We start from the raw sequence: 21,957 nt of genomic DNA on the forward strand, positions 1-21,957 counted from the left end.
TTAGTTATACGATCTTTTATGAGGAGAATATATATGAAAAGATTATTAGGTACATTAATTGCTGCTACACTAGTGTTAAGTGCTTGTAGCCAAAACGACACTAAGGAAGATGAAAATAAAAAGTCAGAAAATACTACTGAAAAGAAATCTGACGATAAAAAAGACAAAAAAACTAATGAGGATAAAAAGTCTGGAGAACAAAAGAAATCTCAAGAAAAAAAGAATAACAAGTCAATGCAAGAATCTGCTACAAATGAACAGGTTCAATCTCAACAACAAACTAATAACAATCAGCAACAATATAGTGATGAATATTTAGCAAACAATTCCGTTTCTAATGATGATCAATTATCATCTGAAGAACAGCAGAAATACAATGAAAATACTAACGAAAACAAACAGAATAGTCATGTTGACTTAAATTCATTACCTGCTACAGATTTTCGAACAGATTGGATGTCTGAATCTGGTCAAAAACAAGTGAATGATTTAGCAAACCAAAAAGATAGCGGTCAAATTTCACAATACGAATTTAATGATCGCGTATCTGATGTGATGAATAATGAAATAGATAATCAACAGCCATAATTGAAATATAGGGTAGCACGTCTACCCTTTTTATTTAGGGAGGGTAAACACGTGGCATAAGAAATTCACCTATAAACATGGTGAAACTAAAAATCGCTATTATGAGAAGTACAAAGACCCTCTCACAAACAAATGACGACGTGTTAGCGTGGTACTTAATAAAGAATGGTAAACAGTCACAAAAAGAGGCTCAGAAGCGCTTAAATGAGCTTATAGAGGCAAAATTAAACGATAAGACACCTACTACACTTAAGTCACTAACATTCCATGATCATTTGATGAGTGGTTTGAAAGATACAAATTAACTTCCGGATTTAAACAATCTACCGTTACAACGAAAAGTTATAAAATAGCGCACATCAAAAGAAATATTGATAAAAATATACTCGCTCAAAATACGAATGCTGATGTTTTACAAGACTTAATTAATTCTTCATTAACAGAGGGATTAAGTCATAAAGTGGTTAAAGATGATTTGAGTATTATAAAAAATATACTACGCTATACTCAAAAGAAATATAACATTACTGATAAATCTTACATAGATGATGTAATAGTACCTAAAAAAGCGACTACAATAGAAGAAGTTAAAGCAAAACGTGAGAACTATTTAGAAATGAATGAAGTTCATCTTATCGCTGAAGAGTTAAAACATATAGCAAATAATAAGCGTGCTAGTTATATATTTATTTACTGCTTATATCATTGAAATTCAAGCATTAAATGGTATGCGTATAGGAGAACTTTTAGCAATACAACCAGAAAACATTGATTTCAAAAACAAAAAACTTATCATTGATGGCACTATACATTGGCGTAAAGAGGGTAACAACCTCGGTTTTAAAGATACTACAAAAACAGCTTTATCTTATCGAACTATCTCTCTGACTACTCGAAGTTGTGATATTTTACGTAAAGTTATGTTAGAGAATAAGAAAGCATTTCAGTGGAAAAATATGTATGTAGATAGAGATTTTATATTTACTAATCATAAAGGAAACCCTATATCACTTACATCAATCAACAGAAACATACAAATTGCTGCAAAGAATGTAGGTATTAAAAAGCATATAACCAGCCATACTATGCGTCATAGTCACATATCATTATTATCGCAATTAGGTATATCACTGCGTGCAATTATGGATCGTGTAGGCCATACAGATCATAAGACTACCCTACAGATATACAGTCATGTTACTGAACAAATGGATAAAGATATGATGAGTAAGTTAGAGAAAGTAGGTATTAATTAAATATGAGTAGTACTCGTAAACCAAAATTAGATTATGAGGAACAAATTAAAAAGTTGAAATCATTAGGAATTCTATTCAATGAAATAACAGAAGAAGAAGCTAAAGAAATATTAAAAAATAACACTTATTTTTTTAAATTGATATCTTTTCGTAAAAATATAAAAAAGGATAGTAGTGGAAATTATAATTTTGAGTTTTCTGCACTTTCTGATTTTGCTACTTTAGATATGCGATTAAGATATACTTTATTACCTATGTGTTTGGATATAGAACATTCACTAAAAACAGATATTCTTAAAAAGATTACTGATGATGTAAACGAAGACGGATATACAATTGTTCAAGATTTTATAAACAATCATAATGGAGATTTAGAAAAAATCTTTTCTAGCGTGATTAAAAGAGATGGTACAGTTATACCGAGTTTTCAAAAATATTATGATGATCCTCCAATATGGGTATGCTTAGAATTAATGACTTTTGGCCAATTTTCAGCATTTGTAGAATTTTATTCTGAAAGAACAAATGACTCTGAGTTACGTAAGGCTGGTAAATTTATTAAATTTGCTAAAAACATTAGGAATAAATGTGCTCATAGCCAACCAATTTTATTAAATTTAAATCCACGCAAAAACTTTACCGTTGAAAGAGAATTAAAAAAGATAGGTAGAAAACAAAGACTGTCTGATAAAAACCTTAAAGTATTAGCAATAATTGATATTCTTGCATTATTAGTTTTACATTCTAAATATTGTAGTAAAGGTATAAAAGATAATCGAAAAAATGATTTATTAACTTTTAAACAACGTAAAAATAGATATTTTCATCATTATCGAAATGTTCCTTCTCTTTCATTTTTCTTTCTATCACTTAACAAAATGATTGACTATTATGTTCAAAACAATTAATATAATAAATAAGGAAAGAGGGACATCCCTCCAAGAGTTATTTCTATACTCTTGTTTTTTATGAAAGAATTTTCTATTCTTTCCGTTTTAAGAGGTTGACCGAGAGGTTGCCTCTTTTTTTATGCCTAAATCTCTTAAGTTTTAACACGTCGCCCTTTTTTTGCCCTTTTTCCAACTTATAAAATACAAAAACAACCCCCTCAAGCCTATGCCTAAGGGGTTTCATTATTCTATGCTATTTTATTCCCACTCAATTGTACTTGGTGGCTTAGAGGTAATGTCATAGACAACGCGATTAACGTGGTCCACCTCATTGACAATTCGACTTGAAATCTTTTGTAAGACTTCCCAATCAATTCTAGCAAAGTCACTAGTCATGCCATCGATGGATGTTACCGCACGAATACCTACAGTATGATCATACGTACGGTAGTCTCCCATGACACCGACCGATTGAATACCTGGAAGTACTGTAAAGTATTGCCAGATATCTCTTTCAAGACCTTCCTCACGAATCACTTCACGTAAAATCGCATCTGATTCACGAACAATTTCAAGCTTATCTTCAGTAATTTCTCCAAGTACACGGATACCTAATCCAGGTCCTGGGAACGGCTGTCTCCAAACTAAGTGTTCAGGTATACCTAATTCTATTCCTAATGCGCGCACTTCATCTTTGAATAATGTATTGATTGGTTCAATAAGTTCAAATTCCATGTCTTCAGGTAATCCACCTACATTATGGTGAGATTTAATTGTTTGAGCTGTCTTAGTACCTGATTCAATCACATCCGTATATAACGTACCTTGAGCTAAGAAATCTACATCTGTTAATTTCGCAGCTTCGTCATCAAAGACATATACAAACTCATTACCAATGATTTTACGTTTACGTTCTGGATCAGACACACCTTTTAGTTTACTCATGAAGCGTTCTTGAGCATTAACACGAATAATATTCATATCAAAACCTTCACCGAATTGCTCCATGACCATGTCACCTTCACCTTTACGTAATAGACCATGGTCCACAAAAATACATGTTAATTGCTCGCCGATTGCCTTATGTAAAAGTACAGCAACTACGGATGAATCTACTCCACCACTCATTGCACATAATACTTTACGATTACCTACTTGTTGACGGATTTTCTCAATTTCAATTTCAATGAAATTCTCCATCGTCCATTCACCTGTACAATTACAAACACGGCGGACGAAGTTTCTTAGTAAGTCGTTCCCATATTCAGTGTGACGTACTTCTGGATGGAATTGTACACCGTAAATGCGACGTTTTTTATCTTCAATAGCTGCATAATTAGTACTTGGACTATCTGCAATCACTTCAAATCCTTCAGGAATTTCAATTACTTTATCAGAATGACTCATCCATACTGTTTGTTCAGAAGGTAAGCCAAAGAAAAGTTCATCTGATTTAGCGTTAATTGTAGCTTTGCCATATTCACGCTCATTGGCACGCTCAACTTTACCACCTAAAAGCTTAGTCGTTAATTGCATACCATAACAAATACCTAAAACTGGAATACCTAAATTGTAAATTTCAGGGTCGATGGTAAATGACCCCTCTTCATACACTGAATTTGGACCACCTGAAAGAATGATACCTTTAGGATTCATTCGTTTAATTTCTTCAATAGAAATTTCGTGATCATGTAATTCACTATAAACGCCCATCTCACGGATACGACGCGTAATTAACTGGTTATATTGGCTACCAAAGTCTAAAACAAGAATCAGCTCTTGCTCTTTCGCCATTTCCATAGTCATGAATCTCCTTTATTGTTTGATTTTATGTAAAAGTAAGAGAAACGCGCCTATCAATGCTCTAAATGATAGCTTTAAGTATTGTAACGTATCATTAAGCATTGTTGTTTTAAGAATTAAGCACGTTCCTACAAATGATTAATTCATCACCCAAAGTTTAACACTAGAAAGAATAGTTTGGTGATTCTTTCGTAATTTGAACATTGTGAGGATGACTTTCAGCTAAACCAGCTGGTCCCATACGTGTAAATTGTGCTTCTTCACGTAATTTTTTTAGGTTTTCTGAACCAGTATAACCCATACCAGCTCTAACGCCACCCATAAGTTGATAAATTGTATCTTGTAATGGTCCTTTATAAGCTGTACGACCTTCAATACCTTCAGGAACAAATTTTCTTGGCGTCTTATCTTCTTGGAAGTAACGATCATTTGAACCTTTTTCCATAGCACCTAAAGATCCCATACCGCGATAAACTTTATATTGTCTACCTTGGAATACTTCAGTTGCACCAGGACTTTCTTCTGTACCAGCTAACAAACTACCTAACATAACCGCATGACCACCAGCAGCTAATGCTTTGATAATATCACCTGAGAACTTAATACCACCATCAGCAATAATAGCCTTACCATGCTTACGGGCTTCTGTAGCACAATCATAAACTGCTGTAATTTGAGGCACACCTACACCTGCAACAACACGTGTTGTGCAAATTGAGCCTGGACCAATACCTACTTTAACAACATCGGCACCCGCTTCAAATAAAGCACGTGTTGCCTCTGCAGTCGCTACGTTACCAGCGACAACAGTAATTTCAGGATATGTTTCCTTGATGTGTTTAACTTGATTAATAACGCCTTTAGAATGACCATGAGCTGTATCAATAATTAATGCATCTACGCCAGCTTCAACTAGTTTTTGTGCACGAATTTCAGTATCTTTAGACGTACCGATTGCTGCCGCAGCTAACAATCTGCCATGTTCATCTTTAGCTGCATATGGGAATTCAAGTACTTTTTCAATATCTTTAATAGTGATTAATCCTTCTAAACGACCATTTTCTACTAATGGAAGTTTCTCAATCTTATGTTTTTGAAGAATAGCCTCGGCTTCATCTAAAGTCGTACCAACTGGAGCTGTTATTAAATTATCTTTCGTCATTACATCTGATATTTTAATTGAAAAATCTTCAATAAAACGTAAATCACGATTTGTTAAAATCCCAATCAACTTGCGATCCTCTTGATTATCGACAATGGGTACACCAGAGATACGGTATTTACCCATTAATGCTTCAGCCTCATACACACTTTCTTCCGGTGTTAAGAAGAACGGGTTAGAAATAACACCATTTTCTGAACGTTTAACCTTTTGTACCTCATCAGCTTGCTCTTCGACGCCCATATTCTTATGAATAACACCTAAACCGCCTTGTCGAGCCATAGCAATTGCCATTTTTGATTCAGTTACTGTATCCATACCTGCTGAGATAACAGGAATGTTTAACTTGATCTTATCTGATAATTTGACACTTAAGTCAACATCGCTTGGTAAAACATCTGATGCAGCTGGAATGAGTAACACGTCGTCGAATGTTAAAGATTCTTTAGCAAATTTATTTTCCCACATTAAAAACAGCCTCCAATTTTATTTATACTTAGTTACATTATTTCACATTTTCTTCAGTTTGTTTATACTTTATACCATTAAAAAAGAAATTTAAGATGATTGCAGAAATTGCGCCAAGCACTATACCATTTTGAGTTAACCAAGCAAATTGTTCTCCTAATCCTTTAAATGCTTGAGGTACTGCACTAATACCAGCACCTAACCCTACTGAAATTGCAATAATTAATAAATTATTTTGATTTTGGAAATTAATGTTACCCAAAATACTAACGCCGTATGCCATAACCATTCCAAACATTGCTATCATTGCCCCACCTAAAACCGGCAATGGAATAATATTAGCTAAAGCACCTAATTTAGGTATACAACCGCAAATTAGTAAAAGAATAACCATTCCATATATCACATTGTTCTTTTTAGCTCCTGATAAAGAAACAAGACCTACATTTTGGGAATATGCAGTGTAAGGGAACGCATTAAATATTGAACCTAAAATGATTGCTAGACCTTCCGCAGTGTACCCTTTTCGAAAATCTTTTCTTTCTAGTTTTCTACCAGTAATTTCACTCAGTGCATGATAGACACCAGTAGATTCAATTAAACTTACAACTGCAACAATGAAAAATACAAGTATTGAGCTGACATCAAATCTGAAGCCAGAAAATCTGAATGGCACAGGGAAACCAAACCAATGTGCATCACCCACTTGTTTGATATCAACCATTCCAAATATACCAGCTAAAGCAGTACCTATTGCTAATCCTATAAGTATCGCAATTGATTTCAAGAAGCCCTTTGTAAATCTTTGCAAAATAAGAATAATGAGTAGTGTAACACCACCTAATATTAAATTCTTAGTATCGCCATAGTTTTTCGCTCCTTCACCACCTGCCAAGTAATTCATTGCAACTGGCATTAAATTGATTCCAATAATTGTCACAACACTTCCTGTTACAACAGGTGGAAAGAATTTAACTAAATAAGAGAAAAAAGGTGCAATTAAAACAACTAAGATACCGGATATTAAAAGCGAACCATATAAAACATCAAGTCCTTTCGTTTGACCGATGAGTATCATAGGTGCAACGGCAGTAAACGTACATCCTAGTACAATCGGTAATCCAGTCCCTGTGACTTTATTTGCTTGAAGAAATGTCGCTACCCCGCACATAAATATATCAACAGTAACTAGATAAGCAATTTCTTCAGCTGAAAATTTTAAGCTTGTCCCCACAATAATAGGAACAAGAATAGCCCCTGCATACATCGCTAACAAATGTTGCACACTTAATATGAAATTTTTCATTACGCTTCACCTAAAAGAGTTACCTTATTGCCTTTTAATGAAGCTACCTTACAAAGTGAAGATACATATAAGCCTGCATCTTCTAAACGTTGGCGACCATTTTGGAAACTTTTTTCAACCACAATACCCACGCCAACTGTCGTCGCATTTGCTTGTTTTACAATGTCATTAAGACCTAGCGAAGCATCACCATTAGCTAAAAAGTCATCAATGATAAGTACTTTATCGTCTGCACCTAAAAATTCTTCAGATACAATGACTGTACTCGTTTTATTTTTTGTAAATGAATGAATATCCGTGCTATAAAAGCCATCTTTCAAAGTACTAGGTTTAGCTTTTTTAGCAAATAGACAAGGAACATCAAAATGAAAAGAAGCCATAATAGCAGGCGCAATACCAGAAGCTTCAATAGTTAAAATTTTAGTAATACCAGCGTCTTTGAAAGACTCATAAAATGTTTTACCTACATCATTCATCAACTTTGCATCAATTTGATGATTTAAAAATCCATCTACCTTCAAAATTTTCTCATCGATGACAACGCCATCTTCTTTGACTTTTCGTCCTAACGACTCCACTCAAAAAACCTCCTCAAGTAAATTCAAATTCGATTCCTAGATACAAAAAAACCTCAAACTACCATTAATAGTTTCAGGATCTATGAGTGAACGTGCAATACTTTGCCTTAAAGCAAATTAAGAAGAAGATACGCATACGTAATCCTAAAAACGCTTATTAAATTTGATAAAACTTAAACAATTGCACTCAATTTATACAGGCTTATGTGTATCCTCATTTGTTACCAGTTATACCAAATGCGTTTCACTTTTATGTTGCTTTAGCGATTTAAACTGCTCTTAATGTATTGGATTGTTACTCATAGTCGTGTCGTTTATGGCGACACGGTAGAAACTTCTAAAGCCATATTCTCTAGATTATATGAGTCATATAAATTATTTTATGATAATAGCAAATTTTTGTTGTATTTTCAATATAATTAAAGAGATGTTCACGATTCAAAAAGCATCAAAATTCAGTGTAAGCGTTATATTAAAGGATGAATTATCATTGAAATGTTTTAATACAAAATTATATAATTATCTGTGTAATAGTTTTATTAAATTAGACTAGGGTATAACCATGTAAGACAACATTTTTAAAAGGGGCGATAATCATGGCAAAAATTACTGTAGTGAATAACCAAGATGAATTATATAAAGTCATCAATCAAAAAAAATCTGAAGGTTATTTAGAGACAGAATTAGCTGTTATCAGTAAAAGTAAGTTGCACTTAGATGATTTACACAACTCTCAAATCTCGTTAATGGCTACAAGTGGCTCATTTAGTGACCGTATGTCTCGTTTACTTACAGGTGAAGATGGAGAAGAAACAGTATTATCTCGTTATGATTTAACTGACAATGAACTAGAAGGATATAAACAAGATATTTTAAACGATAAAATGCTCGTTGTTGCTAACAGTGACCGTTCTTCTCATGATGAAGTTGAAGATAATAATGCTGCATATAAAGAAGTGGATATTACTCATTATGCCGCAGAGTCTGAAGGGCCTAAAGCATAATTTTATTTCTAAATTATAAAAGCATTGCACCATAATGTTTGTGTCGTCGAGCAGACATTATGGTTTTTTTTATCATTAAATAAAGCTAATTCGCTACGAATGAATAATATTAGGGAGAGGATATAACATGGAATTTAAAGTGATAGAATCAGCTAAAGATCCATTATTTAACGAGGCACTCAAATTATATGATGATAAATTGGATATTGGTTTAGATGAAGATAGTAAAATTTTTAAACGCTCACTTGAAAATAATAAAACAGAAAATGATTACGCCTTTATCGTTGGAATTGAAAACCAGACTGTAGTTAGCTTAGCAACTGCACATTACGAAGCAACAACCAATTCTGCATTTTTAATTTACTTAATCGCAAAAGAAAGCCCCAATCATGATGAAAGAATGTCCTTAACTTTAGAGGCAATAGAAAAACAATTAAACCTTTTATCACAAGAAGTTCATAATAGAGATATTAATTTCATCATGTTAGAAGTTCCAAAAGAACCCTCGACTGCTAACATCGATGACAAGCTCAGAAATGCACTAGAACATCGTCGTCAATTCCTCTTTGAAAATCAATTTGAAAAGCAGGACGACATTGACTATATTCATCCAAACCAAAACCAAGAGGAAACGCCACAAAAAGTAGATTTATTTATTAAAGCTAACATTGAATTAACAAAGGACATTTATGGTACAAGTGTCAAATCTAATTATATTCTTAAATATGTTTTTGCAAATGGCATTTCAAGAGAAATTATTTACCCTCTCCTAAAAGAAATGAATTTAAGATAGTCTGTCTAAAACACCTTGAAATCAATATTAATAAAAGGTAAACTATCATATGAGGTAAGACTGACGTTTCACTGACCGAAGACAAACGTCACCATACATAATTAAAATATGAAGGGACTTTTTCAATGTTAACTAAAGAATTTGCTCAACGTGTAGAACTAAGTGAAAAGCAGGTCCGAAAAATTGTACAACATTTAGAGGAACGAGGCTATCACCTTAGTAAAACAGAATATCGTGGTCGTGAAGCCACAGACTTTAAAGAAGATGACATCGAATTATTTACAGATATCGCTAACAAAGTTAAACAAACAAATAGTTATGATTTAGCATTTGAAGAGCTTGAAAAGGAAAAAGACTTTTTACAAGTCATTGTTAAAGACGAGGATAGCCAATTACCAACTGATCAAAATGTAGCACAACTCGTTGAAGATTTACGTTCTGAAATTCAAAAAATGCGAGAAGAACGTCAAATGTTAGGGCAAATGATTAACCAAGTTCATCAGCAACAACAGGAACTCAAAGAATTACAGACTGATATTACAACAAAATTAGATTCGAATGCCCAATCTTTAAAATCAATCCAAAATTCTCAAGAGGCTATTCAGTCAGCACAAGAACAACAATCTAAAGACATCGCTAAAGCTAACGAATTAAAAGATAGTGAATTACGCAGTCATTTTGATTCAATGTCAAATAGCGCTTCAATATCTCAGAGCAACGTCGCAAGTCAAAGCACTACAGCAAGTTTGAGCCAATCTGAATCAGCAAATGATTCAATGAGTTCATCTCTGTCCGAGTCTAACTCAATAACATCCGAAAGTAATACAAATAGCAAATCGGAAATTGAATCAAAAAGTACGTCTACAAGCGAGTTCTTGTCAGAATCAGGAAGTGTATCTAACTCAGAAAAATCTGAGTCAATTTCTCATTCTCAATCAACATCAGCTACACCTTCTTCTCAATCGACTTACCAACAACAACCTAAAGAAGAGAAGAAAGGTTTCTTTGCACGTCTATTTAACTTATAAATGATTTGTATTCATAGCTGACTCATGTTTATTCATAATATTAAATAAAAACGCGTGCAATCATGTCTTCTTATAGCATGATTGCACGCGTCTTTTTTATTAATATAAACCTCTTTACGTCCTCTTTGCTCACTTTTCTGATAAACATAAACTTCTCATTTTTCATTGTTCTAATAATCACCTTCACTCTATTCAACTTTAAATGAATCTGAAAACTATAAATCAACAACTTGAATTTCTTCTTAACCCCCTTTATTCTTATTACATATGTCGGAATACTAAAAATTAAAAAGGAGCTATATATCGATATGGAAATACTTTTTACAGTAATTAATGTCATCGTGTTACTTGTTTTCCTAATAATGTTAAATATTATGGCAAGAAAACACGTCTCATTCCCTAAACGTGTCTTTACCGCTTTAGCAATAGGTATCGTATTTGGCATTGTATTACACCTCATATATGGTGCAGAGTCTAAAACTCTCGAACAATCAACAGACTGGTTTAGTATTGTCGGAGATGGTTATGTTGCACTATTACAAATGATTGTCATGCCACTAATATTCATTTCAATTGTTGCCGCTTTTAGCAAAATACAAATTGGTGAAAAATTCGCTAAGATCGGTTCTTATATTTTTATGTTTTTAATTGGTACTGTAGCCATCGCAGCTATCGTTGGAATTTTTTACGCTTTAATCTTTGGTCTAGATGCATCGTCTATTGATTTAGGTAGTGCAGAACATTCACGTGGTACAGAAATTTCAAAACAAGCCAAAGATTTAACTGCAAACACTTTACCACAACAAATTCTCGAAGTATTCCCAAGCAATCCATTTTTAGATTTCACAGGACAACGTACAACTTCGACAATTGCAGTTGTTATTTTTGCAACGTTTGTGGGCTTTGCTTATCTTAGAGTTGCAAGAAAACAGCCAGAACATGGAAGCTTACTTAAACGTGGTATAGAAGCAATCTATTCTATCGTTATGGCTATCGTAACTTTTGTTTTACGATTAACGCCTTATGGCATTTTAGCTATTATGGCTTCTACTCTTGCGACAAGTGATTTTTCTGCAATTTGGACGTTAGGTAAATTCTTAATTGCTTCATACGCAGCTCTAATCACAATGTATATTATCCATTTAATTATACTGAGTGTCTTAGGTATCAATCCCGTTAAATACGTGAAAAAGACAATAGAAGTACTAATCTTTGCATTTACTTCACGTTCAAGTGCAGGTGCATTACCATTAAATGTTCAAACGCAAACAAAACGTTTAGGTGTACCTGAGGGAATTGCAAACTTCTCTGCAACTTTTGGTTTATCCATAGGGCAAAATGGCTGTGCAGGAATCTATCCTGCTATGCTAGCAGTTATGGTGGCACCAGTAGCAAATGTAGAAATTGACTTCCAATTTGTTGTTACACTTATTACTGTTGTTATTATAAGTTCATTTGGCGTTGCAGGTGTAGGTGGCGGGGCAACATTCGCATCAATACTCGTATTATCTACACTTAATCTACCAGTTGCTCTCGCAGGGGTACTGATATCTATCGAACCTCTCATCGATATGGGTCGTACAGCACTTAACGTTAATGACTCAATGCTAGCTGGAACAGGTACCGCACGCTTAACGAATCATTGGGACAAAAAAACATTTGACTCAAATGATTACGGCGATTTATCTGCAAATTAAATGTAAGAAAAGTGGTCATTGATCATTACGACATACAATTATAAAAAGAGCGGGGCAACATTCGTGTTGAAAATATCGCCCCACCCTAGCCTGAGACATGTATTTCTGTCTCAGGTTCTTTTTATCTTTGAATAAATCCTGCTTTTTTCAATTCATCTAACATATCTAAACGTGTTTTACGTCCTAGAAATGTTTCTATTTGTTGTGACCAATTTTCTGTACGCACACCGTGAGTACGTTCTTTATAATATTCACTCACTACTTGGTCGTATGCTTCCAATTCTTTACGTTGTTGATGCTGATTCGCATCATACTGGTCTTTATGAAAAATATGTTTAAATGGCAAGCGCGGTTTAGGTGACCCATTTTCTTCATCAGAAGGTTCACCTACTGCCATACCAAATAACGGAAACGTATAATCAGGTAAATTTAAAATTTCACGCACTCGCGCAACATCATTACGCAATGACCCTAAATAAACAATTCCATACCCCATATCTTCGGCAGCAACTGCCATGTTTTGCGCAACTAATGCAACATCTATTGTACCTACTAATAGTCCTTCTGCAGAACCATATGATGTCTCCATATTTGACGCCGCAACTTCATCTACTAAATGATGACGATAATAATCTAAAACAAATACAAATAAATAACCATTATCTAAAACATAAGGCTGACCTGACACTTCCTTTAAACGCGCTTTAATGCTTGGATCTTCAACACCAATAATAGAATAAGTTTGAAGATAACTGGATGTAGAAGCACTCTGTCCCGCCTCTACTAATTTTTCTACCGTTTCAGAACCAAGTGGTTGATTCTTAAATTTTCTAACTGAATGATGTTGTTTCATCAACTCATAAACATAATCTGACACTATACCCACTCCTATCAAAATTTACATTATTAATTATTTTATACCCTAAATGAAGTATATTTAAATCAATTTGCACACTTCACATTTAAAAGTTATCATAATAGTATAAATTTTCAGATAATTTAGGGGAGGGGTACAATATGACACTAACAAATAAAGAAGTTGCTAAAGTTTTATTTAAAGCTTATAGATATAAAAAACCCATCGATTTCATTAGTGAGAACTATCAATTAAACGAAGAAGAAGCATATCATGTACAAGAAGAACTAATTGACCAATTAACTTTCAAAGACCGTTCGACTGTTACAGGGTATAAAGTTAGTATGACTAGCAAGGCAACGCAAGCAATTGCTAACACTAACGAACCTGCATATGGAACACTCTTATCTAACCAAATTGTTAATGATGGTGCCTCAGTCTCTCTTTCAGAATTATTTTCACCATTACTAGAACCAGAAATTATCTTTATAGTGCAGGAAGACTTACCTTATGATGCTGATTTAGAAACAATTAGATATCATACCCGTATCGCGCCAGGCATTGAAATTCCAGATGCAAGATATAAAAATTGGTTTCCAAATTTTACTTTATCAGATTTAATATCAGATAATACCGCAACAGGACTTGTCGTAGTAGGTGACCCTGTAGACGGACTTGATAACGATGCATTTGCTAATGTACATTTAAATTTATATAAAGATGATAAATGCATTGCCACAGGAGAATCATCCAAAGTACTCGGAAATCCTTTAAACGCTATTCATTGGCTAATTAAAAAACTACACACGCACGGTAAACAACTTAAAAAAGGAGATATCATTTCATCTGGAACTTTTATATCTCCACTAAAATTAGAATATGGCACGTACCGTGCTGAATATAGTGGTATCGGTAAGGTATCATTTTCGGTTAATAAATAAAGTAAGTTTAATAGGGTTATTTTCACAGAAAGTCATAACAACTTGTGGAATTAACTCTATCTGCTTTATACAGATGCTAAAAAGGGAAATCCATGTATGATACATGTTATTATATATATGAAGTAGTAATAAAATTACACTTCATTATCAATAAAATAACCATAGTTGAGAATGACAACTGAATTTCAAAGTCATACACATTTGAAAATTTCAGTTTCACATTGGATTTTCAACTTTTTTTACTCGTTATTCTTTAATTAATGAGGGATTTAAAACGGCTTAATTATAGCTTTTTTATACTTTCATAGATTTTAAGAACTTCTAAAGTTGACTATTCAATGCCAAGATGTAATAATACTAAACAAGAGATTAGAATTATTATAAACAAACAATTATTTTTAAGTAATTCTAATTAACACTTAACTTTTCAGGAGGAATTTATCTATGTCTTTAATTAACAAAGAAATTTTACCTTTCACAGCACAAGCTTATGATCCAAAAAAAGATGAGTTTAAAGAAGTTACTCAAGAAGATTTTAAAGGTTCTTGGAACGTTGTATGTTTCTATCCTGCTGACTTCTCATTCGTATGCCCTACTGAATTAGAAGATTTACAAAATCAATACGCTAAATTACAAGAATTAGGTGTTAACGTGTACTCAGTATCAACAGATACACACTTCGTACACAAAGCTTGGCATGACCATTCTGATGCAATCAGCAAACTAGAATACAGCATGATTGGTGATCCTTCTCAAACAATCACTCGCAATTTCGATGTGTTGGATGAAGAAACTGGTCTAGCACAACGTGGTACTTTCATTATCGACCCTGATGGTGTGGTACAAGCAGCAGAAATCAATGCTGACGGAATCGGACGTGACGCAAGTACATTAGTTAACAAAATTAAAGCCGCTCAATATGTACGTCAACATCCAGGTGAAGTTTGCCCAGCTAAATGGGAAGAAGGTTCAGAATCATTACAACCTGGTTTAGACTTAGTAGGTAAAATCTAAGGAGGCATTAAAATATGCTTAATGCTGATTTAAAGCAACAATTACAACAATTACTTGAGCTTATGGAAGGCGACGTTGAATTCGTTGCCAGCCTAGGCTCTGATGATAAATCAAACGAACTCAAAGAATTATTAAATGAGATGGCTGAGATGTCAGCACACATAACAATAACTGAAAAATCTTTAAAACGTACACCAAGTTTTTCAGTTAATCGCCCTGGTGAAGAAACAGGTATTACCTTTGCTGGCATACCTTTAGGCCATGAATTCAACTCTTTAGTATTAGCTATACTACAAGTGAGTGGTCGCGCACCTAAAGAAAAGCAATCCATTATCGATCAAATTAAAGGGCTCGAAGGTCCATTTCATTTCGAAACCTTTGTAAGTCTTACTTGTCAAAAGTGTCCTGACGTCGTTCAAGCATTAAACCTAATGAGTGTTATTAATCCTAACATTACTCATACTATGATTGATGGCGCTGTTTTCCGTGAAGAATCTGAAAACATTATGGCAGTTCCTGCCGTCTTCTTAGATGGTCAAGAATTTGGTAATGGACGCATGACAGTTCAAGATATTTTAACTAAATTAGGAAGCACGCAAGATGCCTCTGAATTCAACGATAAAGATCCTTATGACGTGTTAATCGTTGGTGGCGGACCTGCAAGTGGTAGTGCTGCAATTTATACAGCACGTAAAGGGCTACGTACAGGTATTGTCGCTGATCGAATTGGTGGTCAAGTTAATGATACTGCTGGTATCGAGAACTTCATCACTGTTAAAGAAACGACAGGTTCAGAGTTCTCATCAAATCTTGCAGAACATATTGCACAATATGATATTGATACAATGACTGGTATTCGTGCTACAAATATCGAAAAAACAGATTCAGCTATTCGCGTAACTTTAGAAAATGATGCTGTTTTAGAAAGTAAAACTGTCATCATTTCCACAGGTGCAAGTTGGCGTAAACTAAACATCCCAGGCGAAGACCGTCTAATCAATAAAGGCGTGGCTTTCTGCCCTCACTGTGACGGACCTTTATTTGAAAATAAAGATGTTGCTGTCATCGGTGGTGGTAACTCTGGTGTAGAAGCAGCTATTGATTTAGCCGGCATCGTTAAACACGTAACATTATTTGAATACGCTTCTGAATTAAAAGCTGATAGCGTATTACAAGAACGTTTACGTTCACTACCTAATGTTGATATTAAAACGAGTGCTAAAACAACAGAAGTAATTGGTGACGATTACGTTACAGGTATTAGCTATGAAGATATGACTACCGGAGAGTCACAAGTAGTTAATTTAGATGGAATTTTTGTACAGATTGGATTAGTTCCTAATACATCTTGGTTGCAAAATGCTGTCGAATTAAATGAACGTGGCGAGGTTATGATTAATCGCGATAACGCAACAAACGTTCCTGGTATCTTTGCCGCTGGTGACGTTACCGATCAAAAAAATAAGCAAATTATTATTTCTATGGGTGCTGGTGCTAATGCCGCACTTAATGCATTCGATTATATAATTAGAAATTAATTTTTAAAACGTTATTTATCATAAATATTTTAACTTCACAGAGTTCCCATGTTGGAGCTCTGTTTTTTATTATAAAAAACCTATTGAAACAGGTATATCATTCATATAATCCGCCATAATTTAGTCATATCTAACAGTAAATGTAGTTCTAAAATATTCAAATATTTTTCGATAAATGATACTCTAATAGATGTATAAATTTAAAACACTGTTTAATGATAGAGACATAAAAGGAGTTACTCAATTCTATGAAAAAGAGAGTCATTACATACTTGATACTAGCGTTGTCTTTAACACTTGCAGCATGCTCAAATACGAACGATAACAATAATCAAGAGCATCACAGCAACGCTCATGCACCTAAAAACGCTAAAACTTTAAAGGAAAAAGATATCTTTTCTTCAAACAAAAAGGGACAAAAAATTAGCGAAAAAGAGATGAAGCAAGCTTTAGAAAAATATTTACAAGCGAATAGCGATGTACTTGATAATAAGTATGTCATGCAACATAAATTAGATAAACAAAGTGATAGTAATCCTAAAATCACAGAATCACAAGCTGATCGTCTTAGCAAGTTATCCAATTTAGCAGTTAAGAACGATTTACATTTCAAAAAATTTATAAAAAACAATCACATCCCTGAAGAATATAAAGATCCAACAGATCGCATAATTAATTATTTTCACGCTTTAAATAGTACCATTTCAAATGTAGATGAAGACATTGAGAAATTAAACTACCAACCACAAAATTCAATTAACGTTGTTGATGTACCCACAAAATATTCAGGTGATGTAAATAAAAAGCAACAAGATAAAATTACTACTTTCCTTAAGAAAAAAGGAATAGACACAGAAGTATTTAATAAATAAAACAAAATGTTTTTTCTATATCACATTATTTTACTTGCCCAAAAAAGATGTTGTACTAACATCTTTTTTGGGCTTGTTTTTGATATTCGAGTTAATTTCATCATCCCATCTTTTTGAAACATGCCTTCGCTATTTTGACAATTCAATATATTTATTACACAATAAAATTAATATAGCATATATATTTTTTCTAAATAAAAAGAAATGAGGAAAATCATTATGAAGATACGTTTAACATTTATTATCTTAGCAATACTATCCACCATCGGCTTAGTACTTGTTTTAGCAAAATATCCAACAGGCCCACACACAATCAACTATAACGAACCTTATACAGTACTCATAGCCATTACGACAATAGTTATAATGGCTTTACCAGCACTCATATTAGGTATATTTAATCATCTTGCATGTAGAATCATATCGGCGATATTACAAATAAGTGCACTGATGATGTGGGGGTTTTTAGTAATCATTAGCTTAATTATGGGACAAATTGTCATTATGCTTATGGCTTCCTTAACGATACTTGCATTACTTGTTAGTTCTATTGTCACACTTTCAGTGCACCCATCTACTTCAGATAAAATAAATTAATCAAATAAAGGGGCAAGAAAGGTAGAATTTACAGTGAAATTCTCTTTGTTGGGACCCCATCCCCAACTTGCTTTGCTTGTTGAATTTCTCAGTGAAATTCTCTTTGTTGGGGCCCCATCCTCTTGTAAAAAATGGTTTGATATGTGTGTATATTTTTAATTCTATCATTTGACTGATTGTATGTTATGAAAGCCTGGGACATCGATAATCTATGCCCCAGGCTTCACTCACAATCCTATATTATATATAACAATATTGCTACGGTTGTTTATAGACCTCAATCATACCTTTTGATAGAGAATTAATATCAATTTAGCCAGCAATTACAATTTTACAACTCACATGATTATATATGTATTCAAAACTTCATTTCTTTTTTAATTAAATATGGATAGCAATTATGAATTTCCGTCGCTAAGGCTTCTTCCTTAGTTATCATTTTAAAATAGACGAAAAAACATCTAATTACAACTTGGTGCGCAACTATCACTACACGTCTCTGCTGTTGATTAAGCTCATTTTCAATGAAAGTAACCACTCTATCATAGACATGTTGATAACTTTCTCCTTGTGGTGCTTTTTGCGAAAAGCTATGTCTAAAGTATTTATAATTAGGATCACGGAAATATTTTTCGAACCGTTTGTCTTTACAAACTTCTTCTTTATTTTTACCTTCAAAAACACCTAACGAACGCTCTCTTAACGTCTTTGTATATATTGTTGGAATATCATAAGGAAATAGCTCCTCATACGTTTGCCTTGTTCTTTTTAAATCTGATACATATACATTGTCAATGTATTTATTTTTAAAATAAACAGATAGTTCTTTAGCGCTTTTTATACCCCTTTCCGTCAAAGGGACGTCTAACTGTCCACAAAAATATAGATACCCGTGTTTATTATCATAATTGGACTGTGACTCACCATGCCTCACTAAATAAATTTCCATTCTGTCTCCTCATTTCTGACTTAGCTGCTTTTACTTAATAATAAATTAATAGATAAGCCAATTAAAACAAACCCTACAATATAATCAAATATAGCTTTGAATCTCGGTCTGCTGAATAATAATTTAATATATTGAAAGATGAATACACAAAATAAAAACCATAAGCATATAACTACAACAACTGAAAAAGCAAATAACGCAACTTCAGATTTCATATGTATATTACCGTTAGAAAGGAACTGCGGGAATATACTAACATAAAATAATAAAGCCTTAGGGTTAAGACTTGTACTTAAAAAACCTTGTCTAAAAGAAGTGATATAACTCACATTTCTGACATCAGCTAAAGCTTGTTTACTAAAATCAACAGAACTGTGCGCACTCAAAATACTTTTGATTCCGAGATAAATAAGATAACAAGCACCCAATATTTTTATTGTTAAAAAAACAAAGTGTAAACTCGTAAGTATGTATATAATTCCAAAAATAGCTAATGAAGAGTATAAAATATGCCCCGTAGTAATACCAAATGCGGCCATAAAACCATTCATTTTACTTGAATTAATAGTGTTTTTCATTACAATAATGAAATCTGGCCCAGGTACTATAATAATCAATAATGTGATAATAATAAATGTAATTAAACCGTCCATAAGAAACCTCCTCGATGTCGTTTTACAATTCATTATTACATATCACCAATGGCGAATGAAACCGAACAGATGCCTTTAAATCAAAGTAATAATTTTCTCAATTTTGTTGGAAATTTTAAAAATCAAAACCTTTAATGTTGTCAGATAAATAGCAATCTGATAATATTAAATTGTAGTTATTTAGTAACTACAAAGTCTTTTATATTCATGAACATAATACTCCTGGATGGCGTAACCCAGCGCCATCCTTTTTTATGTTTTATAACATGAAAAAAGCACCCACACCATTTTTATTGGTTTGGATGCTTTGATAACTATAATTAATGTAACTCAAACGATTAAAGACATCATCAACATCTATCATTGAGTTACGTGCGTATAGATAAACACACATGCTTTAATTGTGTTAATTGATTACTTTCAAATAATCAAGCAACACATTTTCTACCTAAATTAAACTTAATCTATACTTATTATTTTTTTCTTAGTGCTTTTAAAATTAATGAAATAATAAAGATTAAAATAATTGAACCTAATAATGCTGGAAAGATGTGAATTTTACCTAATTGTGGTCCCCATTCACCTAAAATCATAGTACCAACCCATGATCCTACAATACCAGCAATAATATTTCCTAGAATACCTCCTGGTACGTCTTTACCTAAAATTAAACCTGCGATCCATCCAATGATACCGCCGACAATAATCATACCTATTAATCCAAACATAATTGATTGTCTCCTTTACTTATATATTTTATTCACTAGTATGAGATACCCCATGTCAAAAATGATTAAACGTTTTGTAGGAATTTTTATTTTACTGATACAAGCTATTTTGCTTTTATTTTTTCAATATTTATTATTATCAACCTCAATCCTATTATGTTAAGCTATTAAAGATGACTAAAATGAACTATTTATAAAAATATTTAAAGTAGGTATTTTACATGCAACATAAAAATAAATTTCAACGTATTAACCAAATTATACAAATTATAGGTTTCCTTTCATTTTTAGCAATTCTCACTATCATTACACTTAACTTTTTTATAAAAGGACACTTACAAGGTCATTTTGAAATAGGTTTTAATATTCAAAGTAATCAAGTCTATGTAGTAACGACACTAATCATAGTTACAATCATCTGTACTATATTATCAGCTATTCTAAACATGCTTTCTAATAAAAAACAAAATTACAAACATTAAATGTTAATGATGGTGCTACAACTTCAAAGTATAACCCCATAGGTATACTAATTGATAAAATGACATCTTGATGTCAACGTAGATACTTTCATCATGAATAGAAGATGTGGCACATAAATTTACATATTTTATATAACTTAAGAACTAAAAGACATATAGAGATTGAAGAATTAACTACTAACTTAACAAGAAAAATGGCACGCATAACAAACCTCTTCAAATTTGGGAATGGTAAACTATTATCATCAATCAATATTTAAAGATGTTATGCACCTAACCATTTTTCAACGCATAATCTTAACTCATTTTGGGATTCAATCTCATAACATTACTGAAATATCGTCGAAGGATATGTATCTAAAAATCTAGCTTTCAAATTCACTGCTTTTTCTGCCCTTTTTAAATATTCAAAAACACAAAAATAACCCCGTAAGCCTATACTTACGGGGTTTTACAATAAATAATATATTATTGTTCTTCTTTAACATATGGTAATAAAGCCATATGACGAGCACGTTTGATAGCTGTAGTCAACATACGTTGATATTTCGCTGAAGTGCCTGTTACACGACGTGGTAAAATTTTACCACGTTCTGAGATAAAACGTTTTAATAATTCAGTGTCTTTATAGTCGATGTGTGTAATACCATTTGCTGTGAAATAGCATACTTTTTTACGACGACGTCCGCCTCTTCTTGGTCCACCTGCCATGGTTAACTGCCTCCTTTGACTCATTTTATTTTATTCGTTCATT

24 protein-coding genes, 1 pseudogene and 1 riboswitch are annotated in these 21,957 nt (G+C 33.0%); of the genes and pseudogenes, 16 read left to right on the forward strand and 9 right to left on the reverse strand.

Annotated features, from left to right (window positions below):
• The first annotated feature begins 33 nt into the window (after positions 1-33).
• The 5 genes from FNL83_RS11550 (at position 34) to FNL83_RS11570 (ending at position 2,752) form a co-directional block, all read left to right on the forward strand.
• Positions 34-588, forward strand: a complete 555-nt coding sequence (locus FNL83_RS11550) for a hypothetical protein (RefSeq protein ID WP_001829365.1) — start codon at positions 34-36, stop codon at positions 586-588.
• A gap of 77 nt (positions 589-665) precedes the next feature.
• Positions 666-893, forward strand: a complete 228-nt coding sequence (locus FNL83_RS12370) for a hypothetical protein (protein WP_002437147.1) — start codon at positions 666-668, stop codon at positions 891-893.
• Positions 894-1,048: 155 nt separating this feature from the next.
• The gene (locus FNL83_RS12375) at positions 1,049-1,297 is read left to right on the forward strand and encodes a hypothetical protein (RefSeq protein WP_001829342.1); all 249 of its coding nucleotides are present in this window, start codon (positions 1,049-1,051) and stop codon (positions 1,295-1,297) included.
• Positions 1,260-1,844 (forward strand): tyrosine-type recombinase/integrase, encoded by a 585-nt coding sequence (locus tag FNL83_RS12380; protein ID WP_001829376.1) that lies wholly within the window; start codon positions 1,260-1,262, stop codon positions 1,842-1,844. Before FNL83_RS12375 ends, FNL83_RS12380 begins: the two co-directional genes overlap by 38 nt.
• Positions 1,845-1,846: 2 nt before the next feature.
• Complete coding sequence (locus FNL83_RS11570; RefSeq protein WP_002437151.1) at positions 1,847-2,752, forward strand: Abi family protein; 906 nt, start codon at positions 1,847-1,849, stop codon at positions 2,750-2,752.
• 240 nt (positions 2,753-2,992) lie between these two features.
• On the opposite strand, the gene guaA is transcribed toward FNL83_RS11570, so the two are convergent.
• The 4 genes from guaA to xpt form a co-directional block, all read right to left on the reverse strand.
• Complete coding sequence (gene guaA / locus FNL83_RS11575) at positions 2,993-4,534, reverse strand: glutamine-hydrolyzing GMP synthase (protein ID WP_001829351.1); 1,542 nt, start codon at positions 4,532-4,534, stop codon at positions 2,993-2,995.
• A gap of 166 nt (positions 4,535-4,700) precedes the next feature.
• Positions 4,701-6,167, reverse strand: a complete 1,467-nt coding sequence (gene guaB, locus FNL83_RS11580) for an IMP dehydrogenase (RefSeq protein ID WP_001829407.1) — start codon at positions 6,165-6,167, stop codon at positions 4,701-4,703.
• A gap of 37 nt (positions 6,168-6,204) precedes the next feature.
• On the reverse strand, positions 6,205-7,473 hold the full coding sequence (pbuX, locus tag FNL83_RS11585) for a xanthine permease PbuX (protein ID WP_001829360.1): 1,269 nt from the start codon (positions 7,471-7,473) through the stop codon (positions 6,205-6,207).
• The gene (gene xpt, locus FNL83_RS11590) at positions 7,473-8,051 is read right to left on the reverse strand and encodes a xanthine phosphoribosyltransferase (protein WP_001829410.1); all 579 of its coding nucleotides are present in this window, start codon (positions 8,049-8,051) and stop codon (positions 7,473-7,475) included. Before xpt ends, pbuX begins: the two co-directional genes overlap by 1 nt.
• 282 nt (positions 8,052-8,333) lie before the next feature.
• A riboswitch (purine riboswitch) is annotated at positions 8,334-8,436 on the reverse strand.
• A 211-nt stretch (positions 8,437-8,647) separates the two neighbouring features.
• On the opposite strand from xpt, the gene FNL83_RS11595 reads away from it, so the two are divergent.
• The 4 genes from FNL83_RS11595 to FNL83_RS11615 all read left to right on the forward strand — a co-directional run bounded on the left by FNL83_RS11595 (position 8,648) and on the right by FNL83_RS11615 (position 12,573).
• Positions 8,648-9,055, forward strand: a complete 408-nt coding sequence (locus FNL83_RS11595; protein WP_001829411.1) for a YflT domain-containing protein — start codon at positions 8,648-8,650, stop codon at positions 9,053-9,055.
• 127 nt (positions 9,056-9,182) lie between these two features.
• Positions 9,183-9,848: a hypothetical protein gene (locus tag FNL83_RS11600; protein WP_001829400.1), complete on the forward strand. Its 666-nt coding sequence runs from the start codon at positions 9,183-9,185 to the stop codon at positions 9,846-9,848.
• 125 nt (positions 9,849-9,973) lie between these two features.
• Positions 9,974-10,876: a hypothetical protein gene (locus tag FNL83_RS11605; protein WP_001829387.1), complete on the forward strand. Its 903-nt coding sequence runs from the start codon at positions 9,974-9,976 to the stop codon at positions 10,874-10,876.
• A 308-nt stretch (positions 10,877-11,184) separates the two neighbouring features.
• A complete protein-coding gene (locus FNL83_RS11615; RefSeq protein ID WP_002437162.1) occupies positions 11,185-12,573 on the forward strand; it encodes an L-cystine transporter in 1,389 nt (462 codons plus the stop codon).
• 121 nt (positions 12,574-12,694) lie between these two features.
• Here FNL83_RS11615 and FNL83_RS11620 read toward each other — a convergent pair whose 3' ends face one another.
• Complete coding sequence (locus tag FNL83_RS11620) at positions 12,695-13,450, reverse strand: NADPH-dependent oxidoreductase (RefSeq protein ID WP_002455899.1); 756 nt, start codon at positions 13,448-13,450, stop codon at positions 12,695-12,697.
• 140 nt (positions 13,451-13,590) lie between these two features.
• Here FNL83_RS11620 and FNL83_RS11625 point away from each other — a divergent pair, with 140 nt between their 5' ends.
• The 5 genes from FNL83_RS11625 to FNL83_RS11655 all read left to right on the forward strand — a co-directional run bounded on the left by FNL83_RS11625 (position 13,591) and on the right by FNL83_RS11655 (position 18,391).
• Positions 13,591-14,370 (forward strand): 2-keto-4-pentenoate hydratase, encoded by a 780-nt coding sequence (locus FNL83_RS11625; protein WP_002437166.1) that lies wholly within the window; start codon positions 13,591-13,593, stop codon positions 14,368-14,370.
• 444 nt (positions 14,371-14,814) lie between these two features.
• Positions 14,815-15,384: an alkyl hydroperoxide reductase subunit C gene (gene ahpC / locus FNL83_RS11630; RefSeq protein WP_002437170.1), complete on the forward strand. Its 570-nt coding sequence runs from the start codon at positions 14,815-14,817 to the stop codon at positions 15,382-15,384.
• Positions 15,385-15,398: 14 nt separating this feature from the next.
• Positions 15,399-16,922 (forward strand): alkyl hydroperoxide reductase subunit F, encoded by a 1,524-nt coding sequence (gene ahpF / locus FNL83_RS11635; RefSeq protein ID WP_002437172.1) that lies wholly within the window; start codon positions 15,399-15,401, stop codon positions 16,920-16,922.
• Positions 16,923-17,170: 248 nt separating this feature from the next.
• A complete protein-coding gene (locus FNL83_RS11645; protein WP_002437175.1) occupies positions 17,171-17,794 on the forward strand; it encodes an NDxxF motif lipoprotein in 624 nt (207 codons plus the stop codon).
• Between the two features lie 219 nt (positions 17,795-18,013).
• Complete coding sequence (locus FNL83_RS11655) at positions 18,014-18,391, forward strand: hypothetical protein (protein ID WP_002437185.1); 378 nt, start codon at positions 18,014-18,016, stop codon at positions 18,389-18,391.
• A 358-nt stretch (positions 18,392-18,749) separates the two neighbouring features.
• On the opposite strand, the gene FNL83_RS11660 is transcribed toward FNL83_RS11655, so the two are convergent.
• On the reverse strand, positions 18,750-19,340 hold the full coding sequence (locus FNL83_RS11660) for a histidine phosphatase family protein (RefSeq protein ID WP_002437189.1): 591 nt from the start codon (positions 19,338-19,340) through the stop codon (positions 18,750-18,752).
• Positions 19,341-19,360: 20 nt separating this feature from the next.
• Positions 19,361-19,993 carry a LysE family translocator gene (locus tag FNL83_RS11665; RefSeq protein WP_001830914.1) on the reverse strand — a complete coding sequence of 211 codons (633 nt, stop codon included), beginning with the start codon at positions 19,991-19,993 and terminating at the stop codon, positions 19,361-19,363.
• A gap of 162 nt (positions 19,994-20,155) precedes the next feature.
• On the opposite strand from FNL83_RS11665, the pseudogene FNL83_RS12275 reads away from it, so the two are divergent.
• A pseudogene (locus FNL83_RS12275) lies at positions 20,156-20,245 on the forward strand (hypothetical protein); the annotation flags it as partial.
• Positions 20,246-20,466: 221 nt separating this feature from the next.
• Here FNL83_RS12275 and FNL83_RS11675 read toward each other — a convergent pair.
• The gene (locus tag FNL83_RS11675; protein ID WP_001832461.1) at positions 20,467-20,721 is read right to left on the reverse strand and encodes a GlsB/YeaQ/YmgE family stress response membrane protein; all 255 of its coding nucleotides are present in this window, start codon (positions 20,719-20,721) and stop codon (positions 20,467-20,469) included.
• Between the two features lie 221 nt (positions 20,722-20,942).
• On the opposite strand from FNL83_RS11675, the gene FNL83_RS11680 reads away from it, so the two are divergent.
• Positions 20,943-21,203 (forward strand): hypothetical protein, encoded by a 261-nt coding sequence (locus FNL83_RS11680; protein WP_002437194.1) that lies wholly within the window; start codon positions 20,943-20,945, stop codon positions 21,201-21,203.
• Positions 21,204-21,671: 468 nt separating this feature from the next.
• On the opposite strand, the gene rpsR is transcribed toward FNL83_RS11680, so the two are convergent.
• Positions 21,672-21,914, reverse strand: coding sequence for a 30S ribosomal protein S18 (gene rpsR, locus FNL83_RS11690; protein WP_001831354.1), 243 nt, complete (start codon positions 21,912-21,914; stop codon positions 21,672-21,674).
• Positions 21,915-21,957 lie beyond the last annotated feature (43 nt).

The sequence above is a fragment of the Staphylococcus epidermidis genome (assembly GCF_006742205.1).
In the GTDB taxonomy this organism is placed as follows: domain Bacteria; phylum Bacillota; class Bacilli; order Staphylococcales; family Staphylococcaceae; genus Staphylococcus; species Staphylococcus epidermidis.

Coding starts and splice junctions, on each gene's coding strand:
- FNL83_RS11550 (WP_001829365.1), top strand. CDS start 34: ATGAAAAGATTATTAGGTACATTAATTGCTGCTACACTAGTGTTAAGT.
- FNL83_RS12370 (WP_002437147.1), top strand. CDS start 666: ATGGTGAAACTAAAAATCGCTATTATGAGAAGTACAAAGACCCTCTCA.
- FNL83_RS11570 (WP_002437151.1), top strand. CDS start 1,847: ATGAGTAGTACTCGTAAACCAAAATTAGATTATGAGGAACAAATTAAA.
- guaA (WP_001829351.1), bottom strand. CDS start 4,534: ATGGAAATGGCGAAAGAGCAAGAGCTGATTCTTGTTTTAGACTTTGGT.
- guaB (WP_001829407.1), bottom strand. CDS start 6,167: ATGTGGGAAAATAAATTTGCTAAAGAATCTTTAACATTCGACGACGTG.
- pbuX (WP_001829360.1), bottom strand. CDS start 7,473: ATGAAAAATTTCATATTAAGTGTGCAACATTTGTTAGCGATGTATGCA.
- FNL83_RS11595 (WP_001829411.1), top strand. CDS start 8,648: ATGGCAAAAATTACTGTAGTGAATAACCAAGATGAATTATATAAAGTC.
- FNL83_RS11600 (WP_001829400.1), top strand. CDS start 9,183: ATGGAATTTAAAGTGATAGAATCAGCTAAAGATCCATTATTTAACGAG.
- FNL83_RS11605 (WP_001829387.1), top strand. CDS start 9,974: ATGTTAACTAAAGAATTTGCTCAACGTGTAGAACTAAGTGAAAAGCAG.
- FNL83_RS11615 (WP_002437162.1), top strand. CDS start 11,185: ATGGAAATACTTTTTACAGTAATTAATGTCATCGTGTTACTTGTTTTC.
- FNL83_RS11625 (WP_002437166.1), top strand. CDS start 13,591: ATGACACTAACAAATAAAGAAGTTGCTAAAGTTTTATTTAAAGCTTAT.
- ahpC (WP_002437170.1), top strand. CDS start 14,815: ATGTCTTTAATTAACAAAGAAATTTTACCTTTCACAGCACAAGCTTAT.
- ahpF (WP_002437172.1), top strand. CDS start 15,399: ATGCTTAATGCTGATTTAAAGCAACAATTACAACAATTACTTGAGCTT.
- FNL83_RS11645 (WP_002437175.1), top strand. CDS start 17,171: ATGAAAAAGAGAGTCATTACATACTTGATACTAGCGTTGTCTTTAACA.
- FNL83_RS11655 (WP_002437185.1), top strand. CDS start 18,014: ATGAAGATACGTTTAACATTTATTATCTTAGCAATACTATCCACCATC.
- FNL83_RS11660 (WP_002437189.1), bottom strand. CDS start 19,340: ATGGAAATTTATTTAGTGAGGCATGGTGAGTCACAGTCCAATTATGAT.
- FNL83_RS11665 (WP_001830914.1), bottom strand. CDS start 19,993: ATGGACGGTTTAATTACATTTATTATTATCACATTATTGATTATTATA.
- FNL83_RS11675 (WP_001832461.1), bottom strand. CDS start 20,721: ATGTTTGGATTAATAGGTATGATTATTGTCGGCGGTATCATTGGATGG.
- FNL83_RS11680 (WP_002437194.1), top strand. CDS start 20,943: ATGCAACATAAAAATAAATTTCAACGTATTAACCAAATTATACAAATT.
- rpsR (WP_001831354.1), bottom strand. CDS start 21,914: ATGGCAGGTGGACCAAGAAGAGGCGGACGTCGTCGTAAAAAAGTATGC.